This is a genomic window from Lewinella cohaerens DSM 23179 (assembly GCF_000379805.1).
In the GTDB taxonomy this organism is placed as follows: Bacteria; Bacteroidota; Bacteroidia; order Chitinophagales; family Saprospiraceae; genus Lewinella; species Lewinella cohaerens.
This window is the reverse complement of record NZ_KB903554.1, coordinates 266,688-285,769: the sequence shown is the minus strand read 5'-3', so window position 1 is coordinate 285,769 and position 19,082 is coordinate 266,688. Positions and strand designations below refer to the sequence as shown.

At 45.5% G+C, this 19,082-nt stretch carries 16 protein-coding genes; 8 read left to right on the top strand and 8 right to left on the bottom strand.

Going from position 1 to position 19,082, the window contains the following annotated elements; genetic code table 11:
- Nucleotides 1–15 precede the first annotated feature (15 nt).
- Nucleotides 16–429, top strand: a complete 414-nt coding sequence (locus A3EU_RS0119110) for an OsmC family protein (protein ID WP_020537806.1) — start codon at nucleotides 16–18, stop codon at nucleotides 427–429.
- Between the two features lie 2 nt (nucleotides 430–431).
- Here the strand turns inward: A3EU_RS0119110 and A3EU_RS0119105 are convergent, their stop codons facing one another.
- Nucleotides 432–1,739 (bottom strand): prenyltransferase/squalene oxidase repeat-containing protein, encoded by a 1,308-nt coding sequence (locus A3EU_RS0119105; RefSeq protein WP_020537805.1) that lies wholly within the window; start codon nucleotides 1,737–1,739, stop codon nucleotides 432–434.
- Nucleotides 1,740–1,857: 118 nt separating this feature from the next.
- Here A3EU_RS0119105 and purU point away from each other — a divergent pair, with 118 nt between their 5' ends.
- Nucleotides 1,858–2,715 carry a formyltetrahydrofolate deformylase gene (purU, locus tag A3EU_RS0119100; RefSeq protein WP_156825831.1) on the top strand — a complete coding sequence of 286 codons (858 nt, stop codon included), beginning with the start codon at nucleotides 1,858–1,860 and terminating at the stop codon, nucleotides 2,713–2,715.
- 39 nt (nucleotides 2,716–2,754) lie between these two features.
- A complete protein-coding gene (glgA, locus tag A3EU_RS0119095) occupies nucleotides 2,755–4,233 on the top strand; it encodes a glycogen synthase GlgA (protein ID WP_020537803.1) in 1,479 nt (492 codons plus the stop codon).
- Nucleotides 4,234–4,466: 233 nt separating this feature from the next.
- Here glgA and A3EU_RS0119090 read toward each other — a convergent pair whose 3' ends face one another.
- From A3EU_RS0119090 to A3EU_RS0119080, 3 genes are all read right to left on the bottom strand, one after another.
- Nucleotides 4,467–4,970 carry an anthrone oxygenase family protein gene (locus tag A3EU_RS0119090; RefSeq protein WP_020537802.1) on the bottom strand — a complete coding sequence of 168 codons (504 nt, stop codon included), beginning with the start codon at nucleotides 4,968–4,970 and terminating at the stop codon, nucleotides 4,467–4,469.
- Nucleotides 4,971–4,972: 2 nt separating this feature from the next.
- Nucleotides 4,973–5,335, bottom strand: coding sequence for a hypothetical protein (locus tag A3EU_RS0119085; RefSeq protein ID WP_020537801.1), 363 nt, complete (start codon nucleotides 5,333–5,335; stop codon nucleotides 4,973–4,975).
- A 130-nt stretch (nucleotides 5,336–5,465) separates the two neighbouring features.
- Entirely contained in the window at nucleotides 5,466–6,323 is an 858-nt protein-coding gene (locus A3EU_RS0119080) for a helix-turn-helix domain-containing protein (RefSeq protein ID WP_020537800.1), read from the bottom strand.
- Between the two features lie 207 nt (nucleotides 6,324–6,530).
- On the opposite strand from A3EU_RS0119080, the gene A3EU_RS0119075 reads away from it, so the two are divergent.
- A complete protein-coding gene (locus A3EU_RS0119075) occupies nucleotides 6,531–7,115 on the top strand; it encodes a YceI family protein (protein ID WP_020537799.1) in 585 nt (194 codons plus the stop codon).
- Between the two features lie 265 nt (nucleotides 7,116–7,380).
- Here A3EU_RS0119075 and A3EU_RS0119070 read toward each other — a convergent pair whose 3' ends face one another.
- The gene (locus tag A3EU_RS0119070; RefSeq protein WP_020537798.1) at nucleotides 7,381–9,534 is read right to left on the bottom strand and encodes a S9 family peptidase; all 2,154 of its coding nucleotides are present in this window, start codon (nucleotides 9,532–9,534) and stop codon (nucleotides 7,381–7,383) included.
- Nucleotides 9,535–9,744: 210 nt separating this feature from the next.
- On the opposite strand from A3EU_RS0119070, the gene A3EU_RS0119065 reads away from it, so the two are divergent.
- Together A3EU_RS0119065 and A3EU_RS0119060 are read left to right on the top strand one after the other, a co-directional pair.
- Complete coding sequence (locus tag A3EU_RS0119065) at nucleotides 9,745–11,079, top strand: MATE family efflux transporter (RefSeq protein ID WP_156825826.1); 1,335 nt, start codon at nucleotides 9,745–9,747, stop codon at nucleotides 11,077–11,079.
- 301 nt (nucleotides 11,080–11,380) lie between these two features.
- Complete coding sequence (locus A3EU_RS0119060; RefSeq protein ID WP_020537796.1) at nucleotides 11,381–11,965, top strand: peptidase associated/transthyretin-like domain-containing protein; 585 nt, start codon at nucleotides 11,381–11,383, stop codon at nucleotides 11,963–11,965.
- 199 nt (nucleotides 11,966–12,164) lie between these two features.
- Here the strand turns inward: A3EU_RS0119060 and A3EU_RS33075 are convergent, their stop codons facing one another.
- The 3 genes from A3EU_RS33075 to A3EU_RS0119045 form a co-directional block, all read right to left on the bottom strand.
- The gene (locus A3EU_RS33075; protein WP_020537795.1) at nucleotides 12,165–13,175 is read right to left on the bottom strand and encodes a septal ring lytic transglycosylase RlpA family protein; all 1,011 of its coding nucleotides are present in this window, start codon (nucleotides 13,173–13,175) and stop codon (nucleotides 12,165–12,167) included.
- Nucleotides 13,176–13,327: 152 nt separating this feature from the next.
- Nucleotides 13,328–16,327, bottom strand: coding sequence for a CotH kinase family protein (locus tag A3EU_RS0119050; protein ID WP_020537794.1), 3,000 nt, complete (start codon nucleotides 16,325–16,327; stop codon nucleotides 13,328–13,330).
- Entirely contained in the window at nucleotides 16,327–17,013 is a 687-nt protein-coding gene (locus A3EU_RS0119045) for a DUF4956 domain-containing protein (protein ID WP_020537793.1), read from the bottom strand. The genes A3EU_RS0119050 and A3EU_RS0119045 overlap by 1 nt, the downstream gene beginning before the upstream one ends.
- Nucleotides 17,014–17,276: 263 nt before the next feature.
- Between A3EU_RS0119045 and A3EU_RS0119035 the strand changes: the two genes are divergently transcribed.
- Together A3EU_RS0119035 and A3EU_RS0119030 are read left to right on the top strand one after the other, a co-directional pair.
- Nucleotides 17,277–17,954 (top strand): hypothetical protein, encoded by a 678-nt coding sequence (locus A3EU_RS0119035; RefSeq protein ID WP_020537791.1) that lies wholly within the window; start codon nucleotides 17,277–17,279, stop codon nucleotides 17,952–17,954.
- A complete protein-coding gene (locus A3EU_RS0119030; protein WP_156825825.1) occupies nucleotides 17,951–18,958 on the top strand; it encodes a hypothetical protein in 1,008 nt (335 codons plus the stop codon). Before A3EU_RS0119035 ends, A3EU_RS0119030 begins: the two co-directional genes overlap by 4 nt.
- The last annotated feature ends 124 nt before the right edge of the window (nucleotides 18,959–19,082 follow it).

The window sequence follows — 19,082 nt, the reverse complement described above, 5'->3', positions numbered from 1 at the left end:
AAAAACAGACGAATCATGAAAGTTACCTTAGAAAGATTAGACGATGCCTACCATATGCAGGCGAGCAACGAAGATGGGCTCACCGTACATACGGATGGATCTCCTGAAATTGGTGGCCATAACCTTGCGATGCGCCCCATGCAGATGGTGTTGGCCGCGCTAGGTAGCTGTAGCAGTATCGATATTATCTACTTACTCAATAAGCAGCGCCAACCTCTACGTGACATCAAGATTGAGCTTAATGGCGAACGAGTGGATACTACCCCCAAAGTTTTTAAAGCCATCCACGTTCACTACAAGCTCTTTGGTGACCTTGATGAGAAAAAGGCTGAGCGTGCGTGCCGTCTCAGCATGGAGAAATTATGCTCCGTTTCTATGATGCTGGAAAAGTCGGTAGACATTACCTGGTCGTATGAGATTTTAGCATAAACTCAACTCCCCAACGCCATCAAGGCCCTTGGTTCCCGATCAGCGGTCATGGCCATCACCACGGCAGCGGTGCAAAACACCGGGCTGGTGATACAGTGATGACCGCTCCAGGAAGCGTTTCCGTTTTGAATATTGCTATACAATTCGTTCATCCGGCTATACCAGGCTTCCCATTCTGCGCCACCCATTGCGGCTAAGGATTCTGAGGTTAGCATGTGGCTGAGGAATTCTTCCCCTCCATTGTTACCGAAACCGCGTTGTACATCGTCGCGTAGGACTTGACGGGCAGCCTGTACATTGGCTACATAATCGGCAGCCATTGTTACCGCTTCTTCTTCGTCAATACCTTGCTGGCGTAGTGCTTCTATTGCTAGTTGGGTAGATAGCGTGTCTGTCGTTTGATTCATTTCACTGAGTGCCCGTCGGGTGGTGTTTGCCGAAGATGCAGTAGCTCTTTGTGTACTGCACAAGGCGTAAAGAGGTATACCCGCAGAACTTTCTGTACTCACGCTTCCGTCAGCAAAAACATTACTACGCTGGTATTGCTGCGACCGCTGCATGGCATCGCGGTTAACGGGTCTGCCTACGCGCTCGGCGAGTTCCAGTGCATTGTTGCCCATTGCGGAATTGAGGACGGTGGCCCAGCCTCGGTTGTTCCAGCTACCGTCAGTTTCCTGAGAGGCTTCCAGCATGGCGATACATCGGTCTAGGGCTGCTGTTACTCGCTGGTAGGTCATCGGATCATGATTAAGGTAGGGCGTGAGCCTTGCAAAAAACTGTGCTGCCAGGGCTACATCTACATTTGCGCCCAGTTTCGTTTGCGGTTGGGTACCTGTGCGTTCCGTAATATTGAAAGCCTGATGATCAGCGGCCTCGGTTGCCGAAATCAAATATTCTGTAGCATTGGCCAGGGTAGGGCGGTAAGCACCTTGCTGTAAGGTGGTGCCTGATCGAAGAAAAGCCATTGCCACGAGGGCGGTCGTTGCCGGGTCGGTCGTTACTTGCTGTGGGTCACGAACATTTTGCCGACTATGCAAACCAGCACCCCAGCCACCATCAGCAGCTTGGGCTTCTGATAACCAAGAGAGACTTTGCTGTAAGTAATCGGGCAGCGGAGCAAAATCTTCGGATGAAGGGATTCCCCAATCCTGGTTGGCTAATTCGGCAATAGCCGTTTCATTGGGAACATAAAACGAACTTACCTTAACTTGTGCCCAGCCATCGTAACGATTAGAGGCTATAACAAGTGCAATAAGAGAGGTAAGAAAGAAAAGAAAGAATCCAAGGATAAAGAGAGACGATTTACGCATGATGTAGGGTTAATGGTTAAAACAAGCTCTAAGTTTCAAATTACAAAATGATTGGCACAAAGGCAATTTCCTGTAAAGACTATTGTATTTTTACGCCCTCAAATAAGTATTATATATGATACAGGCGACCGCAGTACTGCTGATTCATTGTCCAGACCAAAAAGGAATGGTAGCAGCTGTAACTGATTTTTTGCACAATAACGATGGCAATGTTATATCGTTGGAGCAACATGTTGATCCCAATTTAGGGCATTTCTTTATGCGCGTTGAATGGGAGTTGACAGGCTTTGGCATTAGTACTGATAAAATTGAAGATTACTTTGCTACGCTGGTAGGTAATAAATTCGGTATGTCTTGGCAGCTTCATTTTACGGACCGCAAGCCCAGGATGGCGATTTTTGTATCGAAGGCTTCTCACTGTTTCTATGATATTTTGCAGCGCTACTCTTCTGGGGAGTGGGATGTGGAAATACCGGTAGTGATCTCCAACCATGAAGCACTAGGTCCTATCGCAGAGCGATTTGGTATTGACTTCAAGGTTTTTCCTATCAACAAAGCCAATAAAGCAGAGCAGGAGGCGCTGGAAAAAGAGCTGATCAAAGAGCTTAATGTTGATTTCATCGTATTGGCACGCTACATGCAGATTCTGTCAGATGATTTTTGTGCCAGTTTCCCGAATCGGATCATCAATATTCACCACTCGTTTTTACCTGCTTTTAAAGGGGCACGCCCTTATCATTCTGCTTATGAGCGTGGTGTGAAAGTCATTGGTGCAACCAGCCATTATGTAACTCCTGACCTGGATGAAGGCCCAATCATCGCCCAGGATGTCACTCATGTCAGCCACCGCGACGACCCTAGGGAGCTGGTACGCAAAGGCAAAGACATTGAGAAAAGAGTGCTCTCTCAGGCGATTAGGGCACAGCTGGAACATAAAATTTTGCCTTTTGGTAATAAAACAATTGTGTTTCACTAAATTTAGGCACTTATCATTCATTCTATATAACTTCTATCCATGTCTGCACCTCTTAATATTGTTTTTCTTGCTTCAGAAGGCGTTCCGTTTGTGAAAACTGGAGGTTTAGCGGACGTTGTCGGAGCCTTACCAAAGGCCCTCAAGGACTTAGGGCATCAGGTACGTATTATCTTGCCTAAATACAGCAAAATTGATGCTGCTAAATTTGGCATGGAGCGCTTTCAGGAATCTATGGGCGTCTGGATGGGCGGCGGTGTGCAGGAATGGTGCGCGGTAGATGTCGCTTATATTGAAGGAGATATTCCTGTTTACTTTATTGAAAACTGGAAGTTTTATGAGCGGGACGGTATCTACAATGATGCTAACAATCGCGACTTCAATGATAACCCCGAGCGTTACGCTTTCTTTACAAGAGCAGCCCTGCAACTGTGTATCGACCAGCAGTGGCCAACGGATATTGTACACAGTCATGATTGGCAAACGGCATTGGCTCCGGGGTATTTGAAAACCTGGTTCCGCAATGAACCTGTTCTGAGTAAAGCTGCCGGGATATTTACTATCCATAATATTCAGTACCAAGGTAATTTTCCTAAAACCCGTTGGCCTTATATTGGCTTGGGCTGGGAAAACTTCACTTCCGATAAATACGAAGACCACGACCGCATAAACTACCTCAAAGGTGGTATCGCTTTTGCTGATATGGTCAATACGGTGAGTCCTACCTATGCTTTCGAAACCAAAAGTTCTGAGTTGGGCATGGGGATGAACAACCAGCTCAATGCGAAAGGTGATGCTTATGTGGGCATTCTAAATGGCGTTGATTACGCAGACTGGAACCCCGCTACCGACAAGCATCTTCCTGCAAATTATTCGCCCGAAGACATGGCGGGTAAAGCGGAGTGTAAGCGTGTTTTGCAAGAAATGTTTGGCTTAGAAGTTAACCCCGATATCCCCTTGGTAGGCGTAGTGAGCCGCTTCGCTGATCAAAAAGGACTTGATCTATTGTACGGTGCCATCCACGGAGCCGTTAATCGTATGAAGGTCCAGTTCATCGTATTAGGTTCAGGAGATAAGCAACTTGAAACAGCTTATATGCAGCTGCCTGCACAGTATCCTGGCCGGATAGGTACCCTGATTGGTTACGATAACCCCAAGGCACACCTCATAGAGGCAGGCTCCGACTTTTTTGCTATGCCTTCTCGTTTTGAGCCCTGTGGCCTTAACCAAATGTATTCACTTAAATACGGCACCCTACCGATCGTTCGGGCTACCGGTGGTTTGGCAGATACCGTTGTTCAATACAATGAGCACACAGGTGAAGGGACTGGTTTCAAATACACAGATAATACGCCTAGCGCAATTGTTGATGTTATTGGTTGGGCAGTAAGTACCTTTTATGATCGTAAGCCACATCTTGATGCGATGATCCAAAGAGCAATGGCACAAGATTTTGGCTGGCTCCAGAGTGCCCGCCAGTATGAGCAGTTGTATCGGGAAGCATTAAGGCGTAAAGGGTAAAAAGCACTTTTGCTTTAAAAGAAGAGGCGTTCTCAACAGGTCAATGAATATATTTAATAACCTGCTGTGAGGGCCTCTTTTAGGTTTACACTTAAGCACGCTGGTTTTGGGAAATTGAAGACCAGACGCCCGTGGCAGCAGTTTCTTGTACATAAGTTGAAAAATCTTTGGCTTGTCTGCCCAGTACTTTTTCAATATCGTGCGTTATCAGGGCGTTTTTCTCGCTACCAAATCTAAAGTGGGTTGCTAATAAAGCCTGCAAGAAGGCTAAGCAGAAAGGCCAATACGGCAAATATTGTTCTGATGATATGCCAACGGTTCCATGCTGTTTCGTAGGAGTGCCTGATGTCTTCCATTGCGGTAATATCCAGCATGGAGATGCGGATAAGGTCTAGCTCTTCATTCAATGGGACGTTACCGAAGACCGTCACGCCAAAAGTTCCTGCCAGGTAAGTAAGCGCAGCAAACAGCATCAAATAGAAAGCCATAGTTGCGTTTGCTTGGTACAAGTAGTAGCTACTGAGAAGGAGGAGTAACAGGCTGCCAAAAAATATGGTAAAGAAGGCTGGGTTTAGGATGGCCCGATTGATAGCCTGCATTACTTCCAAGTAGCTTCTGGTAGAAACTTTTTCTGTCCCGGGTATAACAGATACCTGCCAGGCATAAAATAGGCCCGCTGATAAGCCAGTTAACAGGATGGTTACTAATAGTAGCACTCCTTTATAGGATAACTCCATGATTAATTGTTTTTAGAAATTTGAGTGATTAGCCATGCTTCAAGGCTGTTGTATTCTTCGGCCGTTAACTTGGTTTTTCTACCCTTGGGCATTCGCTTTTTTATCACTACCTGTTGATAGATATTGGATGCAAACGATTCCATGTTATATGGTGTGAAGACCCGGCGAGGGTTCTGTTTGAGATGACAATGGTTACATTTAATGTCGAGAATCTCAAATGCAACCTGCTTGAGGTCGCTTTGACCTGAGGAGGCTTTTTCCTGCAAGTCTAAAGAGGAGTCTTTAGGTAAACTGGAAGTAGGAAGTGCCGTGCAAAAAGCAAAAACAGCCAATAGTCTAAGGCCGTTGAGAAGGAGGATTTTCATCGTGCTCTGTATTCGTAAATTGATACTACAAAGCTGCGGTTACTTGCCTCATTTGACTAGTTCGAAAAGGATAGTTATTTGTTCGAAAGGGATAAAATAGGAGAAGTAGCTATTGATTTTATCAAGTAGGCTATTTTCTTATTTCACTAGGTCGATACCCAAATTTTTTAGCGAAAGCATTAGAGAAAGAGCTAAGACTATCATACCCTACATCCCATGCAACTTCTTGAACACTCAAATCCTCGTTACTCAAAAGGTGATGAGCTTTTGTAAGGCGTTCATTTTGCAGGTATTTGAAAACGGGCACTCCGAACAGGGCTTTGAAATTCTTTTTTAGCTTGAAACTATTGAGGCCAATTTGTTTGGATAATTCAGAAAGAGAAGGTGGAGCCTCTAAATTATTCGATAATATCTCTTTGGCTTCATAGAGTTTCTCTCGCTCCTGAGCTTTAATGGTGCTTGTTTTTGTACTTGCCAGATGGCCAAAGAAATGAGCTAATAGGGCCGTCATTTGACTACGAAAGAACATCATTTTCGTTTTTCCTTCGTAGCTATTGTTAAAAACCTGATCTAGAATACCCAACATAGCAGGCGACATGAAAAAATTAGGCCCTTCAACAAAATGGTCACTGGGATGAACAAGTTCGTGAAGCAATTGAGTAAACAACTCTCCTTCATGATTTGGTAAGGCCTGCAAATTGCTAATAGAGGTCGCAACGACAATACACTGTAGCGACTTTAGGGCCGAAATAGTATGGATAAATTGAACATGATCATCAGCATAGAAGGAAAGTGCTAGTCCTTTGGTGTGTTGGTAATCTTTTTGAGTATCACCGTACTTAACCGTTAGGTCAACGTCACCTTCTCCATAAAAAGCAACTGCGATCAAGGGTTCATCAAAAACGCAGGCATCAATGGTTGTTTGTTGAGCATGAGATTCTTCTACCAGAATTATGTAGTCATTGATATTGACGATGTCACGTGTCATATGGCACTGAGGGAAGGTGTTTAAATTGTTATAAAGGTAAGCAATAACAGTAATCTAATATGGTGAGCAGGTAGATAGTTCTAATCCCGGGAAGTGTTAAAAAAAGACTTTTTTTGAAAAAAAGAGTAGTTGCATTCAACTTTAATTAGTGTACATACATTTATTGTATAAACAATTGTAATCAAAATCACTTTAAAAAACACGATTATGAAAAATTTCAGCATCCTTTTCTTGGCTTTGGCAGCTTTGACTTTAGCATTTACTAGTCCTGTAGAAACAGTAGGAGTAGACACTAATACTTCTGTTATTACCTGGAAGGGGTACAAGGTCTTGGGCTCCCATACAGGAACGATAAAAATTAATACTGGCGATTTGCAAATGCAGGATGGCCAATTGGTGGGTGGTTCTTTTACGATTGATATGAAGACCATTAATTGTACAGATTTGGAAGGAGAGTACAAAGGTAAGTTAGAAGGCCACCTGAAGTCAGCCGACTTCTTTGGTGTAGACAAATACCCAACGGCCAATTTTAATATTACCAGTGTAGTAAGCCGTGGTACGCCTGGTGCTTATAAGATCACAGGCGATTTGAAGATCAAGGAAACGACCAAGCCTATTCGTTTCAATGTAAATATTGGAGAAGAAGGCGGGCAGCAAGTAGCTACTGGCGATGTACAGATCGACCGTTCTGATTTCGATATTCGCTACGGTTCTGGAAGCTTCTTCGATAACCTTGGCGACAATACTATCTACGACGAATTTGACTTGAGTATTCGCTTGGTATTGAACTAGGAAGGTATTAAGTACTTTGTATTAAAAATAATCCCCCATTTGGTGAATCTACCAAACGGGGGATTATTTTTAGGTTTGTACCCAGTACCCAGTACCCAGTACCCAGTACCCAGTACCCAAAAGGTGTAAAGGTGTAAAGGTGTAAAAGTTCGCACCTCGCACCCCGCACGAAAAGTCGCACCTCGCACCCAAAAGATGTAAAGGTTGGAAAAGTGTAAAGGTGTAAAAGTTCGCACCCCGCACCCCGCACGAAACCCGCCCCCTATTACCCCTTCACCTCATTCTTCCCTGCCAAATCGAGGAAGAAGGAATATTGCAGAGCTACTTCTTTAAGACGAGCAAAACGCCCAGAAGCACCACCGTGGCCAGCATCCATATTGGTATGCAAGAGTAAGGGGTTTTTATCTGTCTTCATTTCTCGTAGTTTGGCGACCCATTTTGCGGGTTCCCAGTACTGTACTTGCGAATCATGTAGGCCTGTAGTCACCAGCGTAGCTGGATAATCTTTGGCTTCTACTTGATCATAGGGAGAATAGGAGAGAATGTAGTCGTAATATTCCTTTTCGTTGGGGTTGCCCCACTCGTCGTACTCGCCAGTTGTTAGTGGAATACTTTCATCCAGCATGGTGGTAATGACATCTACAAAAGGTACCGCAGCTACTACGCCTTTCCATAGATCAGGGCGCATATTCATCACGGCACCCATCAGCAAGCCTCCGGCACTACCACCTTGAGCGTAGAGCTGATCTTTGGCGGCATATTTTTCGGCAACAAGGAATTCACCACAATCAATAAAGTCGTTGAAAGTGTTTTTCTTGTTTAGTAATTTACCGTCCTCGTACCAGTGGCGACCCATCTCTTCTCCGCCCCGAATGTGAGCAATCGCAAAGGCAAAGCCTCGATTCAATAAACTCAGACGTGCAGAGCTAAAAGAAGGGTCCATACTGTAACCGTAAGAACCATACGCATAAAGCAGCAGTGGTTGGGTACCGTCTTTCTTGAAGTCTTTGTGGTAAACAATGCTAATAGGAACGGTTACGCCATCGCGAGCTTTGGCGTAGAGGCGTTCGGAAACATAATCCGCCGAATTAAAACCACCCAGCACTTCCTGCTGCTTAAGCAGCTCCATACCTTTGGTTTTCATATTGTAATCGTAGGTCGTAGCCGGCGTTGTCATCGACTGGTAGCCAATACGTAGTACCTCGGTGTCAAACTCAGGATTTGTGCTGGTATAAGCCATGTAAGCATCCTCTCCAAAGTCGATGTAATGCTCTTTGCCTTCCCAGGGGCGAATACGTAGCTGAGTGATACCATTTTTACGCTCACTCAACACCAGGTAATCCTGGAAAATATCCATTCCTTCCAGCAACACATCTTTACGGTGAGGAATAACTTCTTCCCAATTGTCCTTTGTCGTCGCATTTTCGGGCGTAGACATCAGGCGGAAATTCAGCGCATCCATATTGGTACGAATGTAGAACTTGTCGCCAAAGTGAGCGATACCATACTCCAGGCCACGCTCACGAGGCTGAATCATCCGGAATTCTCCCGTAGGATTGTCGGCGTCCAACACCTGGTATTCTTGGCTCAGCGTTTGGTAAGCACCAATAATGATGTATTTCTTGGATTTGGATTTGTACACAAAAGCCGAGAAGGTATCATCCTGCTCTTCATAAATCAGTACATCATCTGTACTAGGAGTCCCCAGGCGGTGACGGAAAATTTTCACCGGGCGAAGTGTTTCGTCCTTCACCGCATAAAAAACGTGCTGATTGTCATTGGCCCAGACGGCCCCACCAGTGGTGTTGGGTATCCGATCCTCGATCATTTCACCCGTCTTGAGGTTCTTGAAGCGGATGGTGTATATCCGTCGACTGAGGGTGTCCTCTCCATAGGCGAGTAGCTCATTGTTAGGGCTTACCGAGCGGCTGCCCACGTTGAAGTAGCTAAAGTCCTTGGCCAGCTCATTGACGTTGAGCATGATCTCTTCCTCGGCTTCCAGCGTACCTTTCTTGCGGGAGTAAACGGGGTATTCTTGCCCTTCCTTATAGCTGGTGAGGTAGAAGTAACCATTGTCTTTATAAGGTACTGACTGATCATCTTCCTTGATGCGGCCTTTCATTTCTTCGAAGAGCTTATCCTGAAAGTCCTTCGTATGAGACATCATCTCGTCCTTGTAGGTGTTTTCTGCATTCAAAAACGAGATTACCTCGGGGTTCTCTCGTTCATTTAGCCAGTAGTAATCATCGGTGCGCGTATCACCATGAATAGTCAGTTCTTTCGGGATTTTAGTAGCTACAGGGGCTACAATATCCATCTTTTGATACATGACTGATTCTTTGTTGTCCGTCATTTTTGCTTCGGGTTGGCAAGCGGTTAATAATAGCATTAAGCCGCTAAATAGGAAAATCAATCTCATTAACATAGTTTTTTGATGGTAAGTTGAATAATGGGGACTTCTTTAGGTTTACTAAAGTTAATCTCTTAATGACTCACTTGGCATAAGAAGAGGGGAAAAGCTGCAAAGCTCCACCTTTTTGCAGCACATTGCTCGGTTTTATTAGTAGACTCATCTAAAAAAGATTTTTTTTAACCCTCACTATGAAATCCTAAAGTTACCTTTGCGCCGATGCGCCTCCGGACTACATATAAGCAAATATTAACGATCTCTGCTCCCATCATGATTGGGAGTGCTGCTCAGAATATAATAACCCTGACGGATAGGATTTTTCTGTTCTACCTGGGGGTAGACGATTTTGCCAGTATTGGCTTTGTGAGTGTCTTCTACCTTATTGTCGCTGCCATTGGTTTTGGCTTCAGTCGTGGTGGCCAAATCCTGATCGCCCGCAGTGCTGGTGCCCGTCAGGATGTAGAAGCAGGACGCACCTTTCACTCGGTTTTCATGTTCGAGTTGTTTCTATCGGTGTTTCTCTTTCTCTTCATGACTTACGGTTGCTATTACCTCTTTGATCTTCTTGTCGATTCTGAAGTGGTATTTTCCAAAAGCCTCGAATATGTCCATACCCGCAAGTGGGGGGTCTTCTTTTCTTACACGGGCGTAGCGCTTATTTCGCTTTATACGGGTATTGCTCGGCCAAAATTCCTGATTTACGATACAATCTTGTTGGCTATCGTAAATATTGTACTGGATTATGTATTGATTTTTGGGTATTGGGGTTTCCCCAAAATGGGTATTGCAGGAGCAGGACTAGCCTCTACCTTGGCCGAAGTTGCCGCTTTTGTGGCCTTTGTCTTGTATATGATTTACGACAAGGAAAATCGTAGATACCAAATCTTCCGCTGGCCGCAGATCGATTGGGCGCTCATCAAGGAACAATATAAAATATCCATTCCCCTCGTCGCTCAACCACTTATTGGTTTGGGCAGCTGGTTTTTATTTATGGCCATCATTGAAAACCTGGGCGAAGAAGCCTTGGCAATAACTATCCTGGCACAAATGGTTTACCTCGTGCTCTCCATTCCCACCTGGGGTTTTTCAGCAGGAGTGGGCACTTTGGTAGGTGGGTTTATCGGCCACAAAAAGCGCCAAGCAGTTATTCCTATTGTCTGGAAAACAGGAATATTTTCGCTAATGGTTACCATGTCAATAACGATTCCTTTTCTAATGTTTCCCTACTCCGTTCTGACGCCATTTTTGGGTGAGGAAGGAATCCCGCTTATTCAAAAAGCGATACCGGTCTTCTACGTTTTGGCCGGCACATTATTTGTATTTTCCTTGGGGAGTGTCGTCTTTAGCGGTGTTTCAGGTGTAGGAGCCTCTGCTTATGCCCTCAAAATCCAAACCTACGGCATCGTATTCTACCTCGCCTACATCTACATCCTCGTCGAGTATTTCCAAACCAGCTTAGCTTGGGCCTGGGCGGTAGAAATCTTCTACTGGCTCATTGTCGGCCTTTGGTCTTTATGGTACCTGTATTCCCGGCGTTGGCACGGCAAGTTGTAAGTATAAGCTATTTCATTTTGGGCCATGCCTTTGTGCCTCGGCACCGGGCTATCCACTGCTCCTTCATGCAGGGTCTGAAACCCTGCCCTACGTAGCAGTTACTATCCCTCGTCCTCCTCCTTCGTGCGGCGTGCTCCGGCCTGCTGGCCTGCGCACGGAACTAGCCTTAACTTAAACAGTATCTACCGGGCTTTACACATTGGTCCGCCGCACTGAGCCAGTTTCTAAAGATCAAACGACGCAATACCCTTAACTTTCCAGTAGATCAGTTGCTTTTGCCTTTCGCATGAAAAACGAACCTATGTTTAGAACTTATTCCACGCTTAATTTTTTTCAGCAACAAAAGCTTACGCCACTTTATCTTTGGCTGATACTCCTGATGTTTCTTTCTAGTTGCGAAATCTATTCCAGAGTAGTAGATAAACAAGCCATTAGTACCTCTCTTGTTCAGGAAATAAATACTATCTCCTCAGCAGCGGATACTAATCAAGTTATTTTATCAGGCTTAGTGACAGAGCTAGAAACCGATGATCCCGTTCTCTTCGGAACGATAGCTGTATACCAAAACGACCGTTTGGTGGGAGGCACAGAAACCGATTTTGATGGTCACTTTTATTATCAGTTCAAGCAAATCCAGGACAGCTTAACTTATACCCTGGAATTTGCCTACCTCGGCATGCATTCGATGAGAATAGAGGACTTTAAGCTAGCCAAAGGAGATAGCAGCTATCTCGCCATCAAGCTTGGGCATGATGAAGATTTTGGAAAACATCTAGGCCCATTTTGCCCATCTTGGCGAGTACCACTGATCGAACAAGACAATACCACTTCCGGCCAGACTTTCACCAGCGATCAAATTCGCCACAGCCCTACGAGGGGGAAGTGAAATTGAGCCTTGTAAGGATTGTTTTGAACCGTGTAAGAGTGGGAAGTACTCAGCGCACCCCGCACCCAAAAGGTTTAAGCGTTGGAAAAGTGTAAGTGTGTAAGCGTTGGTTGTTTTCCGCACCTAGCACTCCGCACCTTTTGATGTACGTGTACCCCAAAACCATCCAACCAACAACAATCAACCATCTAACTATATTTTATTTCATCGAGACCACCAATCCTTCCATCTGATGGTACTGGCGTAGTTCGGCGAGGTAGTTGTGGGCGTCTGTGGCCGAGTTGAAAGGAGCGACAATCACCCGGTTGATGATGCCACCATCTTGGCGTTGCTGTTGCATCACGAAGACACTATTGAAGCCTTTGGCCTGCAATGCCATAACATGGCGCTCTGCATTGGTAAATTCACCGTAAGAAGCAAGCTGTACCGCATAAGGACTAATGGCTGTCGTAAGAACGGCTACCTGGCTATTGCTTGCAACGGGGCTACTTCCTGATTTGGTGACTGCTGCAGGGCGGTGATCATTCTGGTTCGATGGATTGATGGCGTTGCCTGTACCGTCATAACCAGATGGAATGTCTTGTACCTGGTAAGTACGAATGATTTGATCGTGACCAAAAGAATTTTCTGTACGGTAGGTTCTTGTGTAGGTGCTTTCTACGCCCTTGGCGGTTTGGAAATCTTGGGGCTTTTCTATCGGTGGCGTGTAGTTGTATTCACTTACTGGCGTCCGCGCAGCGAGTTGGTTGGCCGACGCAGGGGCTTGGTAATTAGCCGGGGTGGGAGGGTTATTATTGCTAAAGCCCATCACCGTCAGGTTGACTTTGGAGCGACCGACCCTAAGGAGATCAATTTGCTGAGCTGCAGCTCTACTGAGGTCGATGATACATTCGTCGCAATAGGCACCACGGTCATTAATACGTACCGTAGTAGATAAGCCGTTGTCGAGACGAGTAACTTTAACGATAGTCCCCAAGGGTAACTTCGGATGTGCAGCGGTCATGAGGTCGTGGCGATAAATTTCGCCTAACGCTGTTGGGTTGCCTTCAAGGTAATCGGCATAAAAAAGGGCATAACCAGTTTGATCAATCAGTGGATCGTTGTTGGCAGGGGCCTGCTGATCTTGTGGTGTATTCCACTGGAAAGTTTGTGCCGACGAAATAGAAATAGTCCCGACAAGAATAAGTGTAGTGAGGAGAATTGTGCGCATGGAATTAATAGTTTTTGGTTCAGTAAGAAACAGCACAAAAATAAATAGAGCGTTCGTTTTTTTAATAGCTGGCAAAGCGGTTCATTTAAAGCGTGTTAGCTATTAGAAAAACTACAGAGAACGCTCTATTTATTTTTTGCGCAATAACCAGTTCATTCAAAATAAAGCTTTTCGTCGATCTGCAAACGACTACCTGGCCCAATTTGGTATAAGCGTGCTATATTTTCAAATGCTACCTGCTCAACAAGCAAGTATGCAGGGCCAAATTCGGGCTTCTTTTGGAAAACAACCATTCCTTGCAAACAGTTTTGCAGTTGGCCTCGGCGTACGTAAAGTGTCGACTGGTCTTTACTGGCCAAGCCAATGTTGCAGTCCAAAATATTGGCATCAATGAGGGTAATGTCGCTGGCTTCACCAGCACTGACCCCTTTGTCACCACAATCCTGCATTTCGACCTTCTCTAAGGTAATGATACTTCCTGAGAAATCCACACCGTCATTTCCTGTTTTTCGGAATGCACTCTCCTTGATGATGCCTTTACAGAAATCTGCATCAAAGCCATCGGAGCTGGTATTTTGAATAAGACTATGCGTCATTTCAAAGGTTGATCGTACAATGTTTAGAGCATCTTCACTCTGGTTGTCCAGAAATCGACATCCTACTATTTGGACGGCCGACTCGTAGAAAGTAACGGCGCCGGTAAGTTGCCAGTTGCCTTTGCGTAGGTTGCGCAGCTTGCGAAAGACCACACCACGCAAGATAGATCCGGCAGGAGCTTGTATCACCTGGAGGCCCTGGCCTGTTCCATCTTCAGATTGAATATAGATGGGCGTTTCTTCTTCGCCCAGCGCGCGTACGGGGCCGTAGCTGATAATTGCAGCGGTGTTTTCTAAAAAGATATTGGCTCCGGCAGTAATCCGGAGTCCATAGCCTTTGGGGATGATAAGATCGCGGTTCAACCGGTGTTCACCTGCCGGAATGGTAACCACTTGTGTTTCGGTGTCCCAATGAAGTTGTTCAAAGTCCTCGGGCTCACTCCCTGTTTGGTAGGCTTGCGCCGAAATTTGTACCGTTTGTGGTGGTTCAAGGCGCCTGATAGGTGCCGAAATGAGCGTATCCCAGCCCGGTAACTGAAGGAAGATGAAATTAGCCTGTTGCGGTATTTTTATTGGCGTCATGGAAGGGATGTCCTGAAACGCCAGGGCCTGTTTGTCCCAAAAATCAAGGCTCCGAAATGGCAATGCTTCCGAGTTGGTTTGCAGTTTGCTAAACATACTACGCACGGCGCCCGCTGGCAGCCAGATTGGAGCAGGAAAGGTTCCTGTTTGGTAGTCAGGGCCAATACCATACCCTTTAAGTACAATCGGTAAGGTATGTGTATTTTCAACGAGGACTTCTTCCGGCGAAGTCTGGTAGCTGCGCAGCACGTTTTCCCGAAAGGGAAGTAGATGAGAACGCACAAAGGCAACCTCTTCCGCAAAGGTTTTTTTCTCGGGTTGATAGTTTGGGAATTCCAGCTGTAGCCACTGTAAGCGAGCTGTCCAGGCAGCTTCGTGTTTTCTGAAGAAAGTTTCCCAGTTTTCGGTGAGGGTGAGGTCTTTTAAAACGGAAATATAAGTGGTCATAAAAGCCGAATCCTGTAACAGGAATGCGGGCAAGCTAGTGCTTTCGGGAGCTTCTCGATGGAGTGTGCCTTCGGCGAGAAAGTGGTAGCGGCGAGAAGGTGCTTCCGCAAAGCCGTCGAAGCCGATGGGTTCGAGTTTCGCGGTGATAGGGTTGTAATAAAACCGCTGGTTGTGCCAAACGATGCCGTGGTAGGCATTGAAAAGGTCGCAGCCTGCATAATAGCGTGCAAGTAGCGGTAGATCAAAGATGTCTTCGGCGCTTTTGTTTCCCTGGCGGTACTGTTCCAGTAGTGATAATGCATCTTGTAGAAGGCGAGCTTGTGTCGTATCAGCCCGCAGTTCTTCCTCGTTGAAGGCAGTGATAGGCGCATTGGCGGGGGTGTCGGCACTGTAGTTACTGCCAGGGCGCACAAAACCGTGGTGTGCAAATTGACGAGAAATGCCCGCCCAGAAGCCATCTTCCTGAAATTTCACGATAGGGCCTTCACGCCGTTGCTGGGCCTCAATTAGTTGTTTTTCAAAGTGCTCTTCGTATGCGTAGATACCGCGGGATTCTCCATTGACAATGAGTTCAATAAAGTCATAGCGGGTAGTAAGTACACCCCGGTCCTGCCAGTATTGGTGCAGCAGCCATTCGTGTAGATAGTAGCGGGCCGCAGGGGTGTGAAGGCTAAAAGTACGCAAGCCCCGCCAAGCTTGTTGGCCTTTAAGTTTTATACGAAAAGACCATTTGTCACCGCGCAGGTGATCGAGCCAATCGCCTTTGAGGCGTAGTTTGACCTCTCGGGTAGTATCGTTTTCGGAGAGGGTAGCATCGACCCAGTCTCCTTCACCAGTTTGCAAGAGCCCTTTTCGTAGTGCTTCGTTTCGTTTTTCTTCTAGCTGCCCCAGCGCTTTGCCATCCAGTCGAAGTTGTATCTGTGTGGGTTGGAAGGTACTGGCATCCCATTGGGTGATTTTTTCAATCTGCAGATCATCAAAAAAAACTTGCTGGCTGCCATTGGTATAAACGTAAATACTCAGTTCTTGAGGAGCATTTTGAAAAGGGATATTGAAACGGACAAGGTGTTGTTCCCAACCTTTTTGGTCTTGGGTCGTAGTGGCCGCTGTTTCTTCATAAAAACCAGCCGGTTCTCGTCCCTGGATGGCTAGTTTGCCGCTTTTTTGACTATTGCCAAAACTCCAGACACTTACTTCATAAACTCCACCGGGTTGCACATTTTGCAAGTTGACGGTGAAGCCATAATGGGTTTGGCCATCTGCTGGCAAAGAAATACTGTAGCGGCCATTGCGGACTTGTTCACGGTTGCGGTAAGATACACCTGAAAACTGATAATCATCATGTACAAAGTATTCCCCTTGTTGTTGTTCGGCACCACAGCTTAGTAGCGTCGATTGAGATACAGAAGGAGGGGAGGGTCGCCACAATAACCAAAAGAGCAGCGCACCGGATAGTAGTAATCCGGCAGCTAAGAGCAGACGTTCTCGCCGCAAGGGGGAAGGACCTTGTGCCGGAGTAAGCCGCATCAGACGATGAGTTCTGGTTGTTCAAGCAGGGAAAGACGAGTGCCCTCGGATAAATTGCGAATTTCCTTTTGCAGCTTGTTCAGTTGTTCGGGGTTATCTGCTCGGCCAACAAAAGACAGATCCAGGCCTTTTTCGAGGGTGTCGAGCCGTTTAAGTTCTACGTAAGGTAAGTGCGCAATGAGTACCGCAGAGACTTTTTCCAAGTCATCGAGGTCAGTACTGATATTGATGAACAGTCGACCGGCATTACCTTTTGTTTCTCCGTTGATCAACTTGCTGATCCAGAGAACTGCCAGGATAACCACAATAGCAATACCTGCGAGGATCGGTTGGTTGGCACCGCAGGCAAGGCCCACGCCAATAGTCATAAAAAGATAGACGAGTTCTTCAGGGTCTTTAATGGCTGCTCGGAAGCGGACAATAGAAAGTGCCCCTACGAGCCCCAGCGAAAGCGCAATCGAGGATTTGACAATCATAATGATTAGCAATGTACCCAATGCCAAAGGCAGGAAGTTGTTGGCAAACCGCCGCCGGTTGGAGATGGCATTGCCGAAATGGATATAGAATAGGCGAAGTATTCCAGCAAGTATACTGGCAATCAGTATATTGAGTAAGAATTCGCTGAGTGGAACATTGTTACTGAATTCCTGGATGTAACGTTCCTGAAGCTCTTGTAAAAATTGCATGCAGATTGCTTTGGCGCAAAAATACGAAAGCCATCCGGGGATTCCGAAAATGTTTCAAAACTATATAAGGAACAGCACGAAAATAAAAAGCGATTTTGTTTTTCACAATAGTTGAATAAGCGCTTCATTTTAAGTGTTTTAACTATTTGGAAAACTTAGAAAAATCGCACTTTATTTTCTGCGCAATGCTAAGGACAAAAAACATTAACTTGATAGGGGAGGAAAATGTTTAGGAGCTGCTGAAAAAATCTTAGCTTTGATTTATGCGTAGTATAGATGTTATTCGACTGGCTTTAATTGGAGGTGTGGTATTGTTATCCCTTCTTTTTCTGATCCGCATATTACCGGTTGTCAGGTTTTTACTGATTATCATTTTGGTGGTATTACTGGCTATGGTATTGGTGTATTTTCTTACCAATACCTTGAAGGAAAAAAAAGCCCAAAAAGCTTATGAAAGCACAACAGCAGGGCAAATTGCAGGCAAAATCTCTGATTGTGAAGGCCAATTGTTGCGTTTGAAAGAAGAACGGGCCAATATCGAGAAAAGCCTCCGCGACTTAAAGCAAAAACTAAAAAGCGCTACAAAACTAAACGCGGGCATGAAATCGCAAACGGAACATTTGGTTCAAGGTTTTGAACAAGAGTTGCAACTGCGTAATACCAAGATCATTTTCTACGAGCAGTGCCTACAAAAGTTAAACACCTTATTGAAACAGCATGAACTGCTTACGGCTCTTGAAGAGAAAAAGGCGGAGCTAGACAAATACAGGGAAAAGCACTACGACGAGTTGGCAAAGATGGAAAACCTGCGCTGGGAAGTAGAACGCGAGACTGTTTCGCTGGAAACTATCCAGGATTTATCCACTCGAATGCAGCACAGTGAACAACTGGATGACGTCTTGCATTTGCAGAAAGAGTTGGAAAAAATGCTTGCGCCGTGAAAAGATCGAAAAGGTCAATAATTAGCCTCGGCGCTATTATTGCATTAGTAGTGTTTTGTATTATTACTGCCTGTCAACCCCCAGCTCCGGCAGTAGAAGATTCTTCTCAACAATTTATTTTTCTTGGGCATCCCTACGATTGGCTGGTAGAAAATCGGATTGATCCCCGGTTGGAGTTACTGGATTTTTCTCAATATCAGGGGGTATGGTTAGGAGGTGATGTATGTGCGCGTACCAGCAAGTCTCCTACTACACTGACTTATCTTGATAGCCTTTTTGATCTAAAGAGCCCTAAAACCCAGTGGGCTTGGGGGAATCATGATTTATTGGAAGGTGATGCTGACCTCCTTCTACAAGCTACTGGCCGCCCTGCGTATACCACCTATTGGCAAAATGGTTTGCAGCTTATTGTTTTGAATACCAATCTGTTTTGGCATCACCCTTGGGCGCCTGCTCAGGAAGACTGTGAAGAAAAAGAAGCCCAGTTGCACTGGCTAAAGTCGGTATTGGATACGGTACAAGCTGCTTCTCATCTGGTGCTGTTGCATCATCATGGCCTTTTCAATGAGTTAAAAGTCAACGAGAAAGGCGATACGCTCTTGTTGGATAATATTAGGGCTATGCCCGTTCGGCCAGATTGCCGGGAGGGAGGAGACTTTACGGCTGAAATTTACCCACGCTTAAAAACTATTCGAGAACGAGGGATTCAGGTTGTTTCCATCAGCGGTGATGTTGGTATGGTCAGTAAAGGCTATTCCATTACAACACCTGATAGTATCCACTTGGTAGGTTCGGGAATCAATAATAGCTTGGATAAAGAGTACCCTCCTGATTACGTCAAAAACTTCCAACCTGATTCCATCTTGCTGGTTCAATTTGAGGCCCAAGCGCTTAGCTTAAGCTGGCAATTCGTCCCCTTATCCTCTTTTGTTAATGGGCAGATTTCTAGAGAATTACTAAATAGACTACCTGCCAGAACCCGCTTGTTGTTAGCCAATGATTGACAAAGATCAGTCCTATTTCTGACTGACGTCATCACACTTCCTATTGAATTCGTAGATATTACCGTAAATATTCTTCTAAGGCTATTAGCTGGCTTAGGCCAATAGCGAATTGCCGAAGAATCAA

What these genes read in the sequence shown, in the direction of transcription:
- A3EU_RS0119110 (WP_020537806.1), top strand. Translation starts at nt 16, where the DNA reads ATGAAAGTTACCTTAGAAAGATTAGACGATGCCTACCATATGCAGGCG.
- A3EU_RS0119105 (WP_020537805.1), bottom strand. Translation starts at nt 1,739, where the DNA reads ATGCGTAAATCGTCTCTCTTTATCCTTGGATTCTTTCTTTTCTTTCTT.
- glgA (WP_020537803.1), top strand. Translation starts at nt 2,755, where the DNA reads ATGTCTGCACCTCTTAATATTGTTTTTCTTGCTTCAGAAGGCGTTCCG.
- A3EU_RS0119090 (WP_020537802.1), bottom strand. Translation starts at nt 4,970, where the DNA reads ATGGAGTTATCCTATAAAGGAGTGCTACTATTAGTAACCATCCTGTTA.
- A3EU_RS0119085 (WP_020537801.1), bottom strand. Translation starts at nt 5,335, where the DNA reads ATGAAAATCCTCCTTCTCAACGGCCTTAGACTATTGGCTGTTTTTGCT.
- A3EU_RS0119080 (WP_020537800.1), bottom strand. Translation starts at nt 6,323, where the DNA reads ATGACACGTGACATCGTCAATATCAATGACTACATAATTCTGGTAGAA.
- A3EU_RS0119075 (WP_020537799.1), top strand. Translation starts at nt 6,531, where the DNA reads ATGAAAAATTTCAGCATCCTTTTCTTGGCTTTGGCAGCTTTGACTTTA.
- A3EU_RS0119070 (WP_020537798.1), bottom strand. Translation starts at nt 9,534, where the DNA reads ATGAGATTGATTTTCCTATTTAGCGGCTTAATGCTATTATTAACCGCT.
- A3EU_RS0119065 (WP_156825826.1), top strand. Translation starts at nt 9,745, where the DNA reads ATGCGCCTCCGGACTACATATAAGCAAATATTAACGATCTCTGCTCCC.
- A3EU_RS0119060 (WP_020537796.1), top strand. Translation starts at nt 11,381, where the DNA reads ATGTTTAGAACTTATTCCACGCTTAATTTTTTTCAGCAACAAAAGCTT.
- A3EU_RS33075 (WP_020537795.1), bottom strand. Translation starts at nt 13,175, where the DNA reads ATGCGCACAATTCTCCTCACTACACTTATTCTTGTCGGGACTATTTCT.
- A3EU_RS0119050 (WP_020537794.1), bottom strand. Translation starts at nt 16,327, where the DNA reads ATGCGGCTTACTCCGGCACAAGGTCCTTCCCCCTTGCGGCGAGAACGT.
- A3EU_RS0119045 (WP_020537793.1), bottom strand. Translation starts at nt 17,013, where the DNA reads ATGCAATTTTTACAAGAGCTTCAGGAACGTTACATCCAGGAATTCAGT.
- A3EU_RS0119035 (WP_020537791.1), top strand. Translation starts at nt 17,277, where the DNA reads ATGCGTAGTATAGATGTTATTCGACTGGCTTTAATTGGAGGTGTGGTA.